This is a genomic window from Paenibacillus kobensis NBRC 15729, from assembly GCF_004000825.1.
GTDB classification, from domain to species: Bacteria; Bacillota; Bacilli; order Paenibacillales; family Paenibacillaceae; genus Paenibacillus_T; species Paenibacillus_T kobensis.
Window position 1 is genome coordinate 126,466 of the sequence record NZ_BILZ01000008.1, and the last position, 16,820, is coordinate 143,285.

The 16,820-nt window shown below is 55.3% G+C and carries 18 protein-coding genes and 1 riboswitch; all 18 genes read right to left on the reverse strand.

The window, feature by feature from the left end:
* Positions 1–17 precede the first annotated feature (17 nt).
* Positions 18–695: a riboflavin synthase gene (ribE, locus tag PKO01S_RS08045; RefSeq protein ID WP_127530811.1), complete on the reverse strand. Its 678-nt coding sequence runs from the start codon at positions 693–695 to the stop codon at positions 18–20.
* An 18-nt stretch (positions 696–713) separates the two neighbouring features.
* Positions 714–1,820, reverse strand: coding sequence for a bifunctional diaminohydroxyphosphoribosylaminopyrimidine deaminase/5-amino-6-(5-phosphoribosylamino)uracil reductase RibD (gene ribD / locus PKO01S_RS08050; protein ID WP_127530831.1), 1,107 nt, complete (start codon positions 1,818–1,820; stop codon positions 714–716).
* 197 nt (positions 1,821–2,017) lie between these two features.
* Positions 2,018–2,222, reverse strand: a riboswitch (FMN riboswitch).
* 189 nt (positions 2,223–2,411) lie between these two features.
* Positions 2,412–2,843 (reverse strand): peptidylprolyl isomerase, encoded by a 432-nt coding sequence (locus PKO01S_RS08055; protein ID WP_127530812.1) that lies wholly within the window; start codon positions 2,841–2,843, stop codon positions 2,412–2,414.
* Between the two features lie 56 nt (positions 2,844–2,899).
* Positions 2,900–4,225, reverse strand: a complete 1,326-nt coding sequence (gene lysA / locus PKO01S_RS08060; protein ID WP_127530813.1) for a diaminopimelate decarboxylase — start codon at positions 4,223–4,225, stop codon at positions 2,900–2,902.
* Between the two features lie 204 nt (positions 4,226–4,429).
* The gene (locus PKO01S_RS08065; RefSeq protein WP_407669639.1) at positions 4,430–6,160 is read right to left on the reverse strand and encodes a spore germination protein; all 1,731 of its coding nucleotides are present in this window, start codon (positions 6,158–6,160) and stop codon (positions 4,430–4,432) included.
* A gap of 390 nt (positions 6,161–6,550) precedes the next feature.
* Complete coding sequence (locus PKO01S_RS08070) at positions 6,551–6,982, reverse strand: stage V sporulation protein AB (RefSeq protein WP_127530832.1); 432 nt, start codon at positions 6,980–6,982, stop codon at positions 6,551–6,553.
* Positions 6,975–7,640: a stage V sporulation protein AA gene (locus PKO01S_RS08075; protein WP_407669636.1), complete on the reverse strand. Its 666-nt coding sequence runs from the start codon at positions 7,638–7,640 to the stop codon at positions 6,975–6,977. The genes PKO01S_RS08070 and PKO01S_RS08075 overlap by 8 nt, the downstream gene beginning before the upstream one ends.
* Positions 7,641–7,726: 86 nt before the next feature.
* Positions 7,727–8,482 carry an RNA polymerase sporulation sigma factor SigF gene (gene sigF / locus PKO01S_RS08080; protein ID WP_127530815.1) on the reverse strand — a complete coding sequence of 252 codons (756 nt, stop codon included), beginning with the start codon at positions 8,480–8,482 and terminating at the stop codon, positions 7,727–7,729.
* Between the two features lie 20 nt (positions 8,483–8,502).
* The gene (gene spoIIAB, locus PKO01S_RS08085) at positions 8,503–8,958 is read right to left on the reverse strand and encodes an anti-sigma F factor (RefSeq protein WP_127530816.1); all 456 of its coding nucleotides are present in this window, start codon (positions 8,956–8,958) and stop codon (positions 8,503–8,505) included.
* A complete protein-coding gene (spoIIAA, locus tag PKO01S_RS08090; protein ID WP_127530817.1) occupies positions 8,955–9,308 on the reverse strand; it encodes an anti-sigma F factor antagonist in 354 nt (117 codons plus the stop codon). Before spoIIAA ends, spoIIAB begins: the two co-directional genes overlap by 4 nt.
* Positions 9,309–9,488: 180 nt before the next feature.
* The gene (locus PKO01S_RS08095) at positions 9,489–10,685 is read right to left on the reverse strand and encodes a D-alanyl-D-alanine carboxypeptidase family protein (RefSeq protein ID WP_246070486.1); all 1,197 of its coding nucleotides are present in this window, start codon (positions 10,683–10,685) and stop codon (positions 9,489–9,491) included.
* A 223-nt stretch (positions 10,686–10,908) separates the two neighbouring features.
* Positions 10,909–12,240, reverse strand: coding sequence for a pyrimidine-nucleoside phosphorylase (locus PKO01S_RS08100; RefSeq protein ID WP_127530819.1), 1,332 nt, complete (start codon positions 12,238–12,240; stop codon positions 10,909–10,911).
* Positions 12,241–12,246: 6 nt separating this feature from the next.
* Positions 12,247–12,441 (reverse strand): aspartyl-phosphate phosphatase Spo0E family protein, encoded by a 195-nt coding sequence (locus PKO01S_RS08105; protein WP_127530820.1) that lies wholly within the window; start codon positions 12,439–12,441, stop codon positions 12,247–12,249.
* A gap of 110 nt (positions 12,442–12,551) precedes the next feature.
* Positions 12,552–13,391: a purine-nucleoside phosphorylase gene (locus tag PKO01S_RS08110; RefSeq protein WP_127530821.1), complete on the reverse strand. Its 840-nt coding sequence runs from the start codon at positions 13,389–13,391 to the stop codon at positions 12,552–12,554.
* Between the two features lie 36 nt (positions 13,392–13,427).
* Positions 13,428–14,606 carry a phosphopentomutase gene (deoB, locus tag PKO01S_RS08115; protein ID WP_127530822.1) on the reverse strand — a complete coding sequence of 393 codons (1,179 nt, stop codon included), beginning with the start codon at positions 14,604–14,606 and terminating at the stop codon, positions 13,428–13,430.
* 51 nt (positions 14,607–14,657) lie between these two features.
* Positions 14,658–15,548 carry a site-specific tyrosine recombinase XerD gene (gene xerD / locus PKO01S_RS08120; protein ID WP_127530823.1) on the reverse strand — a complete coding sequence of 297 codons (891 nt, stop codon included), beginning with the start codon at positions 15,546–15,548 and terminating at the stop codon, positions 14,658–14,660.
* Between the two features lie 147 nt (positions 15,549–15,695).
* On the reverse strand, positions 15,696–15,929 hold the full coding sequence (locus PKO01S_RS08125) for a DUF4227 family protein (RefSeq protein WP_127530824.1): 234 nt from the start codon (positions 15,927–15,929) through the stop codon (positions 15,696–15,698).
* Between the two features lie 167 nt (positions 15,930–16,096).
* The coding region (locus PKO01S_RS08130) for an alanine dehydrogenase (RefSeq protein WP_127530825.1) at positions 16,097–16,820 on the reverse strand (724 nt) is incomplete at its 5' end.

Here is a 16,820-nt window from a genome sequence, read left to right on the forward strand (position 1 = left end):
CTCTATAGGTTTAGAAATTACATAAATCCGTTATCCGCCAAGAAAGATGCCGTAACGCCTGTACGCGAGCGCTTCGCACTTTCAGTCGAAGACGCCGAGCTGCGGTAGTTCAGCAAATGATCCACGTACTTGCCAAGGATGTCCGCTTCCAGATTGACCGTATCGCCGGGCTGCTTGTCGTTCAGCGCTGTCTGCGCAAGAGTATGAGGAATGATGGAGACAGCGAACGAACCGCTTTCCGCACGAATAACCGTTAAGCTGATGCCGTCGATCGTTATGGATCCCTTCGGAATCACATATTTCGCGAACGCTTCCTCGTCCTCCGACCGGATGGCGAACACCACCGCATTCGCATCGACGGTCCGGGATACGATGACACCGACGCCGTCAATATGTCCTTGTACGATGTGGCCGCCGAACCGGCCGCCTGCTGCCATCGCACGTTCCAGGTTAACCTTCGAGCCTGGCTTCAAATCTTTCAAATTCGAGTGCCTGAACGTCTGCGGCATAACGTCCGCTTGGAACGATCCGCGCGTAAACGAAGTGACGGTCAGGCAGACGCCGTTAACGGAGATGCTGTCGCCGATTGCAACGTCGCCTAGCACTCGGCTCGCTTCGATCGTCAGCACCATCGCTTCGCCGGCACGGGAGACGCCCTTCAGCTTGCCTACTTCTTCAATCAAGCCTGTAAACAATTCGATCCGCTCCTTTCCTTAAGGTTTGAACCGGTTCGACGGATAGCCGACTATGGCCATATCGTCGCCATGCTGCTCATAGGTGACGGATTCAAGCTGTATCGCATCCGCCATTCGGTCGAATCCCGCGAATTCGAATGCGGAAGGCGCGGCTGCGCCGCCGCCAATCAGCTTCGGTGCAATGAATAATGCGATTTTGTCTACAAGCCCCGCCTCCAGCATCGCCCCGTTCAACCGGCCGCCGCCTTCTAACAGAATGGAGCCGATCTCGCGCTCTCCGAGCAACCGCATCGCAACAGCCAGATCTACCTGCGGGCCATTGCCGCATTCGATGACCTCGACACCTGCCGCAAGGAGTGCGTCGCGCTTAGCGGAATCCGCACCGTCTGACATCAAGACGATCGTCGGCGCAATGCCGTCCGTCACCACACGTGCATCAAGCGGGATACGAAGCTTAGAATCGACGATAATGCGTGCCGGATGAAGCGCCGGCACGGACAGCCTCGTCGTCAACTGCGGATCGTCTGCGAGCAGCGTCCCAATGCCAACCATAATGCCCTCGTGCCGGTGACGCATCGTGTGAACCGCTTCCCGTGATGAGGGTCCCGATATCCAGCGGCTGTCGCCTGTCTTCGCCGCTACTTTGCCGTCAAGCGTCGAAGCGGACTTCAGTGTCACATACGGCTGCCTTGTCACGATATACTTGTTGAACGCTTCGTTCATAGCATGTGACTGCTGCTCCAGCAAGCCGACGGACACGTCGATACCCGCTTCACGCAGCTTGGCAACTCCGCTCCCCGACACTTGCGGATTCGGATCAAGCGCCGCAACGACCACGCGAGCCACCTTCGCGTCGATCAACCGGTCGCTGCACGGCGGCGTCAATTTACGATAGTGGCTGCACGGCTCAAGCGTGACATAAGCCGTTGCGCCCTCCGCTTCTTCGCCAGCCATCCGAAGCGCATTCGCTTCCGCATGTCCTTCGCCCCGCTTCAGATGGGCGCCGAGTCCGACGATTCGCCCTTCCTTCACCAACACACAGCCGACGACCGGATTGATGCTCGTCTGTCCGCTTGCGCTTTCCGCCAGTTGCAGAGCCAATCGCATATAATATTCATCGTTCATAATGGCGCTCACAACAAAAACCCCCAACCGGCTGACTGCCGACGGGGGGATGGGTGACGTGCGCTTGACGCGCAACCGTTCATGAAACTGTGAAAAACATTCATAAATACGCATACGCAATAAAAGGGTTGACCCTTAACCGCGCCTCAAATAATGCGCAGCAAAGACACCCGTACGAATTCGTACTTGTTGAATGCGTTCCCCTTCTCCCATCCAGACTATACTGTCGGTCCCGGAATTGCACCAGGTCCACCGAAGCCTCCCTACGCTTATATCGCGAAAGGATTGCGAGGCTTCGGGTCACGGACTGACGCCGGATGCTTGCTCCGCATGAACGGTAGCAGTATGTGCCTCCGAACGATCACCGCCGGTTCGGAATTTCACCGTACCCCGAAGGAAAGTCGCCTATATTCGTATCCATTGAACCATAAAGATCCAACCGATTGTTATCTTGTTCTGAACTATACCACCATGCCCGCCATTTTGCAAGGCCGCTGCACTTTGAGATTATATGAAACGAGAGATGCAAGCGCAAGAAGCCGCGGACGGGTCGCGACATGTCGTCGCTCCGTCCGCGGCATCCTTACTGCCTTATGCTTCTACGATTTCTACTTTCTCCATCTTGTCGCGGCCTTGGAATGCGTCTACTTGATCCATGCCTTCAACGACTTTGCCGAAGACCGTGTGTACGCCATCCAGATGCGGCTGTGGCTTGTAGCAGATGTAGAACTGGCTGCCGCCCGTATTACGGCCCGCATGAGCCATAGCGAGCGTTCCGCGCTCATGCTTGTTCGGGTTGATTTCGCAGTTGATCGTGTAGCCAGGGCCGCCCATGCCGGTGCCCGTAGGGCAGCCGCCTTGTGCAACGAAACCTGGAATTACACGGTGAAATACGAGACCGTTATAGAAGCCTTCATTCGCAAGCTTCTCGAAGTTCGCTACCGTGTTCGGAGCGTCTTTCTCGAACAGATCGATTTTAACGACTGCTCCGTTAGCCAGCGTGATGTGTGCTTGTTTAGCCATTATCGTCCAACTCCCTTATATTACGCGATTGCAGCGATGGCTGTTATGCGAATCCGTTATACCGTTGCCTTGCGCAGGCGCTGCGGAATAACGTCATTAACGACGATGTCTTCAAGCGATTCGCGTTTAACGACCAGCGATGCTTCGCCGTCTTTGACGAATACGACAGCCGGACGACGAATCCGGTTGTAATTGCTCGCCATTGCGTAATTATACGCTCCCGTGCAGAATACAGCAAGCAGGTCGCCGCTCTCGGACTTCGGCAGCTCCAGATCCCAGATGAGCATATCGCCGCTCTCGCAGGCTTTGCCCGCTACGGATACCGTCTCTTCTTTCGCATCGTTCGCACGGTTTGCAATAACCGCTTCGTATTTGGAGCCGTACAATGCAGGACGCGGGTTGTCAGTCATGCCGCCGTCAACTGCGATATATTTACGTACGCCTGGAATTTCTTTGTTCGTACCGATCGTATACAGCGTCGTGCCTGCGTCGCCGACCATGCTGCGGCCTGGCTCGATCCAGATCTCAGGCGTCGTGTAGTTCGCAGCCGAGAAGTTCGAGATGATCGCATCCGCGATTGCGTTCACATACGTTGCAAGCGGAAGCGGCGTGTCGCCTTCAACATAACGGATGCCGAAGCCGCCGCCAACGTTGATGACCGAGAACGTCTTACCAAGCTCGTTACGAACTTGAACCGCGAATTTCGCCACTTTGTCGACCGCCATGCCGAAGCCTTCAACTTCGAAAATTTGCGAGCCGATATGCGAGTGAACGCCAAGCAGGTTCAGATTCGCCAGCTTCAGCGTCTCTTCGACAGCGCGGAACGCCGTTCCGTTGCCAAGGTCGAAGCCGAATTTGGAATCTTGCTGGCCCGTCGAAATATAGTCATGCGTATGTGCTTCTACGCCAGGCGTAATACGGAGGAGAACGTTAGCGGTCTTGCCTTTGTCCGCAGCCAGTGCGTTCAACAGTGCCATCTCGATGAAGTTGTCAACAACGAAGCAGCCGATGCCCGCGTCGAGAGCCATGTTGATTTCTTCCGGCGTTTTGTTGTTGCCGTGGAAGTGAATGCGTCCAACCGGGAAGCCCGCTTGCAGCGCCGTGTAAAGCTCTCCGTCCGACACGACGTCAAGGGACAGACCTTCTTGCTCAGCAATCGCGCACATAGCCATAACGCTGAACGCTTTGCTCGCATAGGCTACTTGGAACTTCAAGCCGGTAGCTTTGAATGCTTCTACATATTCGCGTGCACGCTGGCGGACAAGCGCCTCGTCTACGATATAAAGCGGCGTGCCGAACTCTTGTGCCAGACCCGTTACGTCGCAGCCGCCGATCTCGAGATGTCCTTTATCGTTAATCTTGCTCGTACCGTGCAAAAACATGAACAATACCCCTCCGATTAGAAAACAAAAATTATAGGCATACGAGTGCATTTGTACCCAATGGCAACAGTATACCGTAAACCTTCTAATGGAGAAATGTATTTTTGAACATTTCGTTTGCACTTTTTTTGGAACACGAAATAACAGCCGTCCGCAAGCGCTTCATGTCTGCGCCTTTCGGACGGCTGTTCACCCTTGTTGGATTCAGTTGTTTCGAGGCATTTTGTCCCGTTGCTTCGGCCGCTGCAGATTCGGACGCGTCCGGTTGTACAGCACAGGCGGCCGGATGATGATGTTGATAACCGCCTTCAGATCGAACGGAATAAGCGGCCACATATAGGGACGGTTGAACGAACGCGTCATCGTCAGCATCAGCATCACGACAGTCGTCGCGATGACGAAGCCAGGCACCTTGAACGCCCACACGCTGACGATGAGCAGCAGCCGGACTATGCGGTTGGCAAGGCCCAGCTCATAGCTTGGCGTGGCGAACATCCCGATCGCTGCAACTGCCATGTACAGGATAACTTCATTAATGAACAACCCCGTAGATACGGCGATATCCCCAATCAATATAGCCGCAATCAATGACATCGCGGTCGCGAGCGGCGTCGGCGTATGCACGGCGGCCATCCGCAGCAGATCAACCCCGAGCTCGGCGATTAGAAACTGGACGACCATCGGAATTTTACCGGTTTTCGTCGGTCCGAGGAACTCGAGACCCGGCGGCTTCAAGTCCGGCTGCAGCACGAACAGAAACCAGATCGGCAGCAAGAACAACGAAGCCACGATACCGATGAAACGGACCCACCGCAAGTAAGTGCCCATAAACGGCGTCTGACGGTTTTCCTCCGCGTGCTGCACAAGGTCGAAGAATGTCGTAGGGAGCATCATGACGCTCGGCGACGTATCGACGAAGACGGCTACGCTTCCTTCAAGCAAATGGGCGGCCACGACATCGGGACGCTCCGAATAGCGGACGAGCGGGTACGGGTTCCAGCCCCGCTTCACCGTCGCCTCCTCCAACTGCTTGTCGGCGAGCGGCAATCCGTCGAGCTTCACCTGCTTGATTTTATCCCGGATCGATTCGACAAGCTCCGTGTCCGCAATATCGTCGATATATGCGATACAAACGTCCGTCTTCGTCCGCTCCCCAATCCGCATGATCTCGTAACGCAGTTGAGGGTCGCGGAGACGGCGGCGGACGAGCGACACGTTGACAAGCATCGTCTCAACGAACCCGTCACGCGCACCGCGGACGACGCGCTCGAGCGACGGCTCTTCCGGGCCGCGCGACGGAAAGCTCTTGGCATCGATAATTAAGGCACTGCGCTGCCCTTCAAGGAACAGAGCCGAAGCGCCGGCCAGCACTTCGAGCAGCATATCGTTCCAGTCATCGACGGGCTTTACCTGTACGGCAGGAACGTAATGATGGAGGAACGAGTGAAGCGCATCCGTGGACATATTATCGGGCTGCAAGTAAGTGAGCCGGGTAAGCACATCCGTCAATACAGTATCCTTCGCCAGGCCATTCATGAAGAACAACACCGTTCGCGTATCGCCGAACGTCATCTCGCGAACAACGATATCGAAGCTCGTCTTGTAACCGGCTTCCGTCTCCAGCTTCTTCAGAAACGGCTCGACGCGCTGCGGAATCGGCACTTTATGCTTCTGCTCTTCCTGCTCGGCGTTAGACGATTGGCCCTGTTTCGGTTTGGCCCGGCTCGCCTTCTGAGCGGTATGATGACCGTTCTTCTGATCCTCTCGATGAGGATCCCTCGTCTGCTGCGCCTTCCCTGAACTTGCATCCGCTCTTGCTTGCTGCGGGTCAGCACTCTCCTTCGTATCGGCAGCTGCATGCTTGGACGAGCCGCCGGACGACGATTGATGGTTGCTCTGTGCCTGCGGCTCCTTGGATACAAGCTCGGCGGACAGAAATTGCCGCAGCCGCTCCTTATCCTTTAGAATCGACAACATTTCAATATGGTCCGCATCGAGCTTGTGGTCTTGCTCTTCTTGGTTTGCTGGCTTATCTGGCTTATCCAGCTTCTGCTGCTTAGGTTTAGCGGAATCGTCCGAAGATCCCAACAGTTCTTCCACCCAATCATCATCGTCTGCAGCCTCTTTGCTGTTCGCTGCTTTCGCAGGTTGATGAACCGGCGGCTTATCCCAGTGCTCTCTAGGCTTCTCATGCTCCACGTCATCCGCTTCTAATTCTTCAAGCATATTCAGAACCTCAGGAATAATAAAGGACTGTTCGTCTTGCGGATTCGATTGTTTATCCCGATTTCTCATAGCGCCCTCCTTCGTGCTGCTTGCATTCGATCACCAGTGATAATAGAGCCAATCAAAAAGCGAGCCTGCCGTCTTGCCGAGCACCATCGCCCATACAAGAGCCGCGATATGGCGGGAAAGCGAAATCCGCTTCGCCAGAATCGGCAGCACATTCATGACTTCCGTCAAAGCGGCTGCCAGCATGCCGACGAATAAGCCGTCGAACAACCCCGCCAACGGCAGTGCAACGGGTCCGGCTAATTCAAGCTGCCAATCCATGAAGTCGGCGAAGGTCCAGAACAGCGCACCTGCGATAACTGCTGTCTCGAACCAGACCGACTTATGGTACGCGCCTCCGAGCTGCGCCAACCTAGGAATCAGGTCGAGAATGATGAGCAGCGAGACGAGCCCCGATCCGACAGCCAGTCCGCCGCCGAGCCCAAGCAGAGCAACGAACAGCCCGCGCAGCGCATCCTCAATCATCGGCATCACCGGCCGGATTTCCTCCGTACTGGCCTTGCTTTTTGCGCATCTCGTCGGCAACGACGTACGCATTCACATTTTCTTGATACAAATACAACTCCACCTCGAGCGGATTCGGCTCTTCGTTGAACCTCTTTTTAAACAGGTGGTTAAAAAACAACAGCATGCCCAGCCCGATTCCTGCCGAATACGGAATTTGGAACCAGAGCGGATGCTCGGTTCTTCGGCCCGTGACCAGCTCGGCGATCCGTATGTGTACTTCCTTCATGCTGACATCCGTATGAAAGTTCATAATCGCGAGGCCCGCCCCGAAAAAAAGGAGCAGCCACGCCGCCACCAGCACCGGCATGCGCGTTCGTTCCGCCTTCTCGCCTACCATGAGCAGTACCTGCGGGTCGCCGTACGTTTCAATCGCCATGTCGGGAAAATGGGACCGGATGACGCGTATGATTTGGAGCAGATCGATGACGACGCGGTTGCCGTCCGCCGTCTGATGGCGGTACAGCTCCAGTGCCGCGATCTGTTCCTCAATCCCCTCGTGAGCCAGCAGCCTTGCCGTCATGCCAAGCGTCACCGTGTCTCCTGCTTTAATATGAACCCGTTTTTTGAGCCGCATATAGAGCACCGATTGTGCCGGCTTAGGCTTATCGCTCCCCAATCCGTCCCACCTCCACATCTTCATAAGCGGGGTACCGTTTCTAGCTTAGTATGGCTGTGCAGGCAGCAAAAAAACCAAACCGCCGTTTATTGGGCGATTTGGTTTTTGATCAATTGCAATATTTTTTTCTCAAGCCGCGATACTTGCACCTGCGATATGCCGAGGCGGCTGGCGACCTCCGACTGCGTCTGGTCCCGGAAATACCGAAGATAGACGATCAGCCGCTCCCGCTCCGCCAATCCTTCGATCGCTTCGGCAAGAGCCAGCTTGTCGAACCAGCGTTCTTGGGTATCGTCAGCAATCTGATCCATCAGCGTGATCGGGTCGCCGTCGTTCTCGAACACCGTCTCGTGAATCGAGGTCGGCGGTTTGTTCGCTTCCTGCGCAAAGACAACATCCTCCGGCGATATGCCGAGCCCGTCCGCCACTTCCTTAATCGTCGGCAGCCGGCCGAGAGTCTTCGACAGCTCGTCCTTCATTTTGCGAACCTTGTTCGCCGTTTCCTTCAGCGATCGGCTTACTTTCAACGTCCCGTCGTCGCGGAGGAATCGCTGAATTTCTCCGATGATCATCGGTACCGCGTAGGTCGAGAACTTCACGTCATAAGACAGATCGAATTTGTCGACCGACTTCAGCAACCCGATACAGCCGATCTGGAACAGATCGTCCGGCTCATAACCGCGGTTCATGAACCGCTGCACGACCGACCATACGAGCCGAATGTTGCAATGTACAAGCGTATCCCTCGATACGCTGTCCCCGGACTGGCTCAGGGCGATAAGACGCTTCACTTCCGCGTCGTCCAAATACGGCTGCGCCGTTTGTTTCAAATCGACTTCCATGAGGTCCAACCCCTATGCGCTTAGTTGAACAGCGCTTTTTTCGATTCGATCCGCTTGGTCATCTCGACACGCGTTCCCTTGCCGGCTTCGCTCGTCACTTCGAACCGGTCCATGAAGTTCTCCATAATCGTGAACCCCATGCCGGAACGCTCCAGTTCGGGCTTGGACGTATACAGCGGCTGGCGTGCCAACTCCAGATCCTCGATGCCGTTGCCCTCGTCGCATACGACCAGGTGAACCGTCTCGTCCTGAATCGTTGCTTCGATCTTCACCATCTTCTCGGGGTTGCTGTCGTAGCCGTGTATAATCGCATTCGTCACCGCTTCCGAGATAACGGTCTTCAAGTCGTTCAGCTCATCCAGCGTCGGATCCAATTGCGAAATAAATGCGGCAACGGCGATACGGGCAAAAGCTTCATTCTCGCTGCGGGCGGAGAATGTCATACTCATCGAATTGGCAGTGTACGTCTCGTTCATGATACGACCTCCAAACTGGTGAGCGCGCTTCGCTCGTTATCGTGAACAGCCAAGATTTTGAACAATCCCGAAAGTTCCAGCAGCCGATATACGTTTTTGTTCACATCGCAAACCGCCATTTTGCCGCCCTTCGCCTTTAACTGCTTATAACGGCCAAGGATGACGCCGAGACCGGAGCTGTCCATGAAGTTCAAGTCCCGCATGCTGAGCACGACGTGATCAACAGTCCCTTTCATAATCGCATCCTCCATCCGGAACCGGACGATGTCTGCGGTATGATGGTCGAGCTCTCCTCTCAGACGGACGATCAACACATTGCGTTGATGCTCCAACTCTACTTGAAGACTCATAGCCTGTTCACTCCTCCCCGTAATGAACACAAGTTTCTCCGCCGGACCCCGGCTTTCCTGCCTCCCGACAAAACTAGAAGCCCAGCGCTATGAGCCGACAAAATGCCTGAAGACGCGCCAAACATGATGCTTCTCTTCTCCCTGTCCTAACAGCATCGTGCCGAACGTTTGTGTTCCGTCCTAGCTGAACAGACCGGCACCTGTCCGCTTCATCAGCGTCCACCAGCCTGCCTTCTTCACCGTAATCGGCGATTGAACTTCGAACTCCGTGAGCTGCTGATCGCCTTGATAGACGACGATCCGGCCAATCTTATCGCCGATCTTAAGCGGTGCCTTGATCGGTCCGTTCAGCTGCAGCTCATGGCGGATATCGCCCGTCGCAGCGCCCTTACGCATGAGCACGCTGTAAGGATGCGTCGCCTTCAGCTCAAGCTTCGCCACTTGTCCTTTCTGTACCGGTACAGTACCGATGGCATCGCCTTGTTTGAAAATCGAGTAATTCGTATACTGCGCGAACGAATAGTCTAACATTGAAGCGACTTCCGCGTTGCGTGTCTTCGTATTCGGTTCGCCCATCACAACTGCGATGACACGCAAGCCGTCGCGCCGCGCCGTTGCCGACAAGCAGAACTTCGCTTCGCTCGTGAAGCCCGTCTTCAGCCCGTCTGCACCGGTATAGAACCGGACGAGCTTATTCGTATTGACAAGCCAGAACGGCTTCTCGCTTGTCTTACGCAAATAATCTTGATACATGCCCGTATATTTCGTAATTTCGGTGTGCTTAAGCAACTCTCTCGACATGACAGCAATATCGTGTGCCGACGTGTAGTGGTCGGCTACCGGCAACCCGTTGCAATTGGCGAAATGTGTATCGTTCATGCCCAACTGCTTCGCCTTCTCGTTCATCATCACAATGAACTGCGCTTCCGAACCTGCAAGCTTCTCCGCCATCGCGACAGAAGCATCATTGCCAGAAGCAAGCGCGATGCCTTTGATCATTTCATCGACAGTCATTTCTTCGCCCGGCTCGAGAAAAATTTGCGAACCGCCCATCGAAGCTGCGTACTCGCTCGTCGACACTTTATCGGTCAGCTTCAGGCGGCCGTCATCCAGTGCCTCCATAATAAGCAGCATCGTCATAATTTTCGTAATGCTGGCCGGCGGAAGCTTGTCATGACTGTTTTTATCGAATATTACCGTTCCGCTATCTGCATCCATCAGAACGGCCGAACGGGCAGACGGCGCCAGGTTGGCCGCGGGAGACGATGCAGGCTGCTTGGCTGCGCCAGGCTCTGCCGCAGATGCGGTTACGGCCGGCAGCAGAAGCAAGAGCGCCAAGGCGCATACGAGAAATTTGGTACAGACGGACTTGAACAAGAACGATCCCTCCTGAGCTTGATGCGGCCCCGCTCTGCAGCTTCCGTATCGATACACCTTAATGCGCATCAAACGGCATGAAACAGACAGCGGCCATCTTTTTCCTTTACATTATGGACAGCCTCGAAGCAAAATATTCCAGTTCAATGACGATTGCTGAACGAAGCGGAACAAAAAAAGGCGGTACAGGATTGTCTCCTGTACCGCCTCATCCTTATTCTTATTAGCTAAGCCGAACGCTGCCTTCCGCCGTTACGATCGAGAGCAGCAGCGGTCTTGGCACAGGCTGCCTGCTGCCAATCGAATAAGCCTCGCGTGTTTCCTCCGCGATTGCTTCAAGACCGACGGCTCCGCGGCGCACATGCAGCACTGCCAGCGTCTCGCCTGACCGTACCTGGTCACCGACTTTCTTGCGGAGCGTAATGCCCACCGCGTAATCAATCGGATCATCCTTCGCTGCACGGCCGGCACCGAGCTTCATCGCAGCAAGACCGAGTTGCTCTGCTTGGATAGCCGCAACCCATCCGTCTTCCGCTGCAAGAACCTCGATCGTATCCTCTGCCTGCGGGAGCAATTCCGGATTATCAATGACGTTCGGATCGCCGCCTTGCGCTGCAGCGAATGCCCGAAACTTGGCCGACGCGGCTCCGGAACGGAGCGCTTCGCGGAGTAGTTCTTCCGCTTCCTCCGTCGTCTCCGTACGTCCCGTCAGAACCGCCATATGGGCGGCCAACGTCAAACAAAGCTGCTCCAAATCTTCCGGACCTTCGCCGCGAAGAGTAGCGATCGCCTCTTGCACTTCCAGCGCGTTGCCGATAGCAAACCCAAGCGGTTGGTCCATATCGCTAATGACAGCGGCTGTCTTCCGGCCAACCTCCGTTCCGATATCGACCATCGCCTTTGCCAGCGTCTCCGAATCTTCAAGCGACTTCATGAATGCGCCGCTGCCTGTCTTCACGTCGAGCACGATGGCATCGGCACCTGCTGCAATCTTCTTCGACATGACGGAACTGGCAATGAGCGGAATCGATTCCACCGTTGCCGTAACGTCGCGAAGAGCGTACAGCTTCTTATCCGCAGGCGTCAGATTCCCGCTTTGTCCGACAACGGCAATGCCGATCTCATTCACTTGTTCGAAGAAATCATCGCGAGCAAGCTCCGTTCGAAGTCCAGGAATCGCTTCGAGCTTATCGATCGTACCGCCCGTATGTCCGAGGCCTTTGCCCGACATCTTCGCGACTGGAATGCCGATAGCCGCAACAAGCGGCGCTACAATAAGCGTCGTTTTGTCGCCCACGCCGCCGGTGCTGTGCTTGTCCGCCTTCATGCCGCGAATCGGACTCAGATCGACAGTGTCGCCGGAATGCGCCATGGCCATCGTCAGGTCGGCGGTTTCCTTCTTGTTCATGCCTTGAAAATATACGGCCATCGCCCAGGCCGACATTTGATAATCCGGAATGTCGCCCTTGCAATAGCCGTTTATGAGATAGGCGATTTCGTCATAGGACAACGTTCCGCCATTTCGTTTCTTTTGAATAAGATCAACCGCACGCAATAGCTGTTATTCCTCCTCGGTCGACGGTTTGATTTGGCTTCGACAGCGGTTGTTCTGTTCTGTCTGCGCCTTTACGATCAGTGTGTCGAGCATTTGACTCAAGAATAGAACTTCGCGATGTTGAAAAGTTTGGCGATTAAGCACGGCGTCGACCATAATACCGCGCAATTCCTCTACTCGTGTATTCAACGAATTGTTCATCTCTTCTTCACTCCACTCGTATAATCATGGACATTGTACGTCTTACAGAACGTAAAAGTCTGTCATATTGAGTCGGTGAAGTAAAATTTTTAAACGACAATTAATGACGGTTACAGCTTCGGAACGACTTCAGATACAAGCTTTAGAAACCGGGATTTGACCCGTTCTGTCGTTTCGATGACTTCTGCATGTGACAATGGCTGGTCCAAAATACCAGAAGCCATATTACTAATGCACGAGATGCCGAGCACTTCAATCCGGCAATGGCGTGCAGCAACAACTTCTGCCACGGTCGACATGCCTACTGCGTCCGCACCGAGTATGCGCATCATTCGAATTTCCGCAGGCGTCTCATACGATGGTCCCAGCACTCCGATATATACGCCTTCCCTCAGTGCGAAGCCATTCTCTTTTGCCGTGTCGTGGGCGAGGGCGCGAAGCTTGCGGCTGTATGCCTCCGACATATCAGGGAAACGGTCGCCGAAACGAGCCTCGTTCGGTCCGACGAGCGGGTTGCGTCCCGTCAGATTGATATGATCCGAAATGAGCATCAAGTCCCCTGGTTCATAACCGGTGTTAATGCCGCCTGCCGCATTCGTCACGACGAGCTTCGATACGCCGAGCTCACGCATTACGCGTACCGGGAAGCTGGTCAGCTCCGGTCCATAACCTTCATACATGTGGAACCGGCCGCGCATCAATACAACGGGACGGCCGTTCAGTCGTCCGATCAGCAGTTCTCCTGCATGTCCTTCGACCGTCGAAACCGGGAAGTGCGGAATTTGCTCGTATGCGATCGAAGTCACGTCAGTCAGATGATCGCCCAGTACGCCAAGTCCTGAACCTAGAATGAGACCGACCTCCGGTTTGATCGAGGTGCGTGATGTAATATAAGTTGCTGCCTCCTCGTAGGCTTGGCTGTGAATTGGATTCGTAGATTGGTTCGTCATAATGCCGCTCCTCTCCCATAAGGGTTGATTAATAGCCTAATTTAACCGTTCCAGTAAGCTCTCGCCGTTCGGCGGCATCGCGACGCCGAAGTTGTCCGCAATGGTCGCAGCGACATCCGCGAATGTCGGCCGGACGCCAATCGATCCCGGCGTAACGAACGCCGGACTGTAGATAAGCAGCGGCACATATTCGCGCGTATGATCGGTACCCGGATGCGTCGGATCGTTGCCGTGGTCGGCTGTCACAATCAACAGATCGCGCGGCCCGAGCCGCTTCTCGAGCTCCGGCACAGCCCGGTCGAACGTTTCAAGCGCTTTCGCATAGCCCGCAGGGTCGCGGCGATGTCCATACAACGAATCGAAATCGACCAGGTTCGTGAACAGCAGCCCTTCAAAACTCGTCTCGAGCCGGTCGAGCGTCTTGCGGATGCCGTCCTCATTGCTCTTCGTCGGCATGGACTCCGTAATGCCTTCACCGTCGAATATATCGTTGATCTTGCCGATGCTGATTACATCATAGCCCCCGTCCTTCAGCGCATTCAGCACCGTAGGCGAAGGCGGCTTAAGCGCATAATCGTGCCGGTTCGGCGTTCGGGCGAACGCTCCTGGCGATCCTATGTAAGGCCTGGCAATAACACGCCCGACAGCATACCGCTCGTCCATCGTCAACTCGCGGGCAATTTCGCATGCCCGGTACAGTTCTTCCAACGGGATGATATGTTCGTGCGCCGCGATTTGAAAGACGCTGTCCGCCGATGTATACACGATCCAGGCTCCTGTTTGCATCTGTTCCTCGCCGAGCTCATCCAGAATGTCCGTCCCGCTCGCGGGCTTATTGCCGATGACACGGCGGCCGGTCCGCTCCTCGAATGCGGCGATCAACTCATCTGGAAATCCGCCAGGGAACGTCTGGAACGGAATGGTCACTCTCAGTCCTGCAATTTCCCAATGGCCCGTCATCGTATCCTTGCCGACGGAAGCTTCAGACATTTTGCCATAATAGGATGCCGGCTGCTCTTTGCAGGGCTGCCATCCTGGCAGTTCGGCGATTCGGTCAAGTCCCCACCGACGCAGCCGCGGCAGCTGCAATTCCGGCACTTCCCGGATAATATGGCCTAGCGTATGCGAGCCGGCATCGCCGAATGAAGAAGCGTCCGGCAGTTCTCCGATGCCGACGCTGTCTAGCACGATCAGCGCAATGCGTTGAAACCGCATGCGGCAGTCCCTCCTTCTTCCTTAACCGATAAGAGGCAGGCGGTGCGCGAATTATCTCGCTCTCGGATGAGTCCGCTCATACACTTCTTTTATGCGGGATTTCGTTAATTGAACATATTTTTGCGTGGCGGCAAGGCCGGCGTGCCCCATCATCTCCTGCACGGAACGAACGTCTGCGCCATTCTCCAACAGATGGGCAGCGAACGAGTGCCGAAGCGAATGCGGCGTCAATTCGCCGTCGAAGCCAGCGGCAGACGCATATTTTTTGACAATCTTCCAGACACCCTGCCTCGTCATTCGCTCTCCTCTGCGGTTGACGAACAATGCTTGCTCCTCTTGCTTGCCCCGCAGCATCGGTGTCCGTCCGGTCGACAAATACGCCTCGATGGCATTTGCCGCTGAACGGCCGAACGGAACTATCCGTTCCTTGCTGCCGGCCTGGCATCGAATGAAGCCAAGTCCCGCATGGACATCGCTCACATCCAGCGCGATCAGCTCCGATACTCTAATGCCGCAAGCATACATCGTCTCGAGAATCGCGGCGTCCCGGATCCCGGCGATATCCGTCTTATCCGGCGCAGAGAGCAGCCGTTCGACTTGCTCAGCCGACAAGATGCTAGGCGGCGGACTCGTAGGCTTCGGAGCATCCATCTCCGATGTCGGATCATGGTCAATTAGACGCTTGTCCAGCAAAAAACGGAAAAAGGCGCGAAGCGATACCCGGTATCGGGACAAGGAAGCATTTTTGCGGCCCTCCTGCCTGAGCACCAGCCAGTAACGCGCCATATGGTGCTTCATGACCTGGTCCGGCAGCTCAATGCCTGAATCAGCCGCAAACCGGATAAAGTGCCGCAAATCCCGTTCATAAGAAGCAAGCGTGTTGTCGGACAGCGACCGCTCCACTGCCATTTCCTGCAGAAACGATTGCAATTCCGTCTCCATTACCAGCTTTCCTTTCCGCAGTCGAATGACGTGCCTTTACCTATTCCACAATCGACGTGCGATTTCCTGCCTCTCAATGGCGATTCCCGTCACAGAGATGCGGATATGCGCGAATCAGCGGGACCGAATCCGCCTGCGGTCCCGTTATTATTCTCCGTACCAATAGAACCAGCGAAGCCGGTCAAAGGTCGAACCGCCTTCAGGCGGCGAATAGACAGGCCCGTTCACTTTGAGCGCGCTTCCTTGCGGAGCGCGGTAAGGATCGACCGGAGCAACGACTCCGATTAACCACTGGTAGCCGCCGAAGGTCATTATCGTAAGCATGATGAACAAGATGGCGAACACAAGCCGCCCGATCCATTTGCGCAATGATACTACCATTTGTTTCGCCCTCGCTCTCTCTCGAATATGCGAAGGGGCTGCTCATTATAGCGTCTGCGGCTTCGCATCGGGCCGCCGCTCCGCTGCTTCATAGCAAGCTGTCCCATTGGTTCACCATATGCAGCGGATAGCTTGTTCATTCAGGTACGATCAGAAGCAACATACAATTAGAATGCAGTAAACGGCAATCCGACCGCCTCCGCAACCGCCTCGTTCGTAACCGAGCCGTTATGCGTGTTGACGCCTTTGCGCAGCGCAGGATCTTTCATGGCAGCAGCCAGCCCTGTATCCGCCAGCATGCGTGCGTATGGCAGCGTAACATTCGTCAGCGCCAGCGTGGAGGTACGCGGAACGGCGCCTGGAATGTTCGCCACGGCATAATGAATGACGTCATGCTTCACATATATAGGATTTTCATGGGTCGTCGGACGGTCTACAGTCGCGATAGAGCCGCCTTGGTCAACCGCAACGTCGATAATGACGGCGCCCTTCTTCATCGTCTTGACCATTTCTTCGGTTACGAGGTGCGGAGCTTTCGCTCCGGGAATGAGTACGGCGCCGATCAGCAAATCCGCCTTTCGAACGGCAGCGGCTATATTTTGAGCATTCGAAGCCAGGGTACGAAGCCTTCCTCCGAACACATCGTCCAAGTAACGCATCCGCTCCATGCTCCTTTCCAATACTGCAACGCTCGCACCCATGCCTAATGCGATTTTGGCAGCATTCGTCCCAACGATTCCGCCGCCAATTATAACGACATCTGCAGGCGGGACGCCGGGCACCCCGCCGAGCAGAACGCCTCTCCCGCCATAGAATGATTCCAAGTACTGCGCACCGAGCTGCACGGACATTCGGCCTGCAACCTCGCTCATGGGAGTCAGAAGCGGCAGG

Excerpts from the sequence above, each read along its gene's own strand:
- spoIIAB (WP_127530816.1), bottom strand. The coding sequence starts at position 8,958 with ATGAACGAGACGTACACTGCCAATTCGATGAGTATGACATTCTCCGCC.
- PKO01S_RS08070 (WP_127530832.1), bottom strand. The coding sequence starts at position 6,982 with ATGATTGAGGATGCGCTGCGCGGGCTGTTCGTTGCTCTGCTTGGGCTC.
- deoB (WP_127530822.1), bottom strand. The coding sequence starts at position 14,606 with ATGCGGTTTCAACGCATTGCGCTGATCGTGCTAGACAGCGTCGGCATC.
- PKO01S_RS08105 (WP_127530820.1), bottom strand. The coding sequence starts at position 12,441 with ATGAACAATTCGTTGAATACACGAGTAGAGGAATTGCGCGGTATTATG.
- xerD (WP_127530823.1), bottom strand. The coding sequence starts at position 15,548 with ATGGAGACGGAATTGCAATCGTTTCTGCAGGAAATGGCAGTGGAGCGG.
- ribD (WP_127530831.1), bottom strand. The coding sequence starts at position 1,820 with ATGAACGATGAATATTATATGCGATTGGCTCTGCAACTGGCGGAAAGC.
- PKO01S_RS08125 (WP_127530824.1), bottom strand. The coding sequence starts at position 15,929 with ATGGTAGTATCATTGCGCAAATGGATCGGGCGGCTTGTGTTCGCCATC.
- lysA (WP_127530813.1), bottom strand. The coding sequence starts at position 4,225 with ATGTTTTTGCACGGTACGAGCAAGATTAACGATAAAGGACATCTCGAG.
- sigF (WP_127530815.1), bottom strand. The coding sequence starts at position 8,482 with ATGGAAGTCGATTTGAAACAAACGGCGCAGCCGTATTTGGACGACGCG.
- PKO01S_RS08055 (WP_127530812.1), bottom strand. The coding sequence starts at position 2,843 with ATGGCTAAACAAGCACACATCACGCTGGCTAACGGAGCAGTCGTTAAA.
- PKO01S_RS08110 (WP_127530821.1), bottom strand. The coding sequence starts at position 13,391 with ATGACGAACCAATCTACGAATCCAATTCACAGCCAAGCCTACGAGGAG.
- spoIIAA (WP_127530817.1), bottom strand. The coding sequence starts at position 9,308 with ATGAGTCTTCAAGTAGAGTTGGAGCATCAACGCAATGTGTTGATCGTC.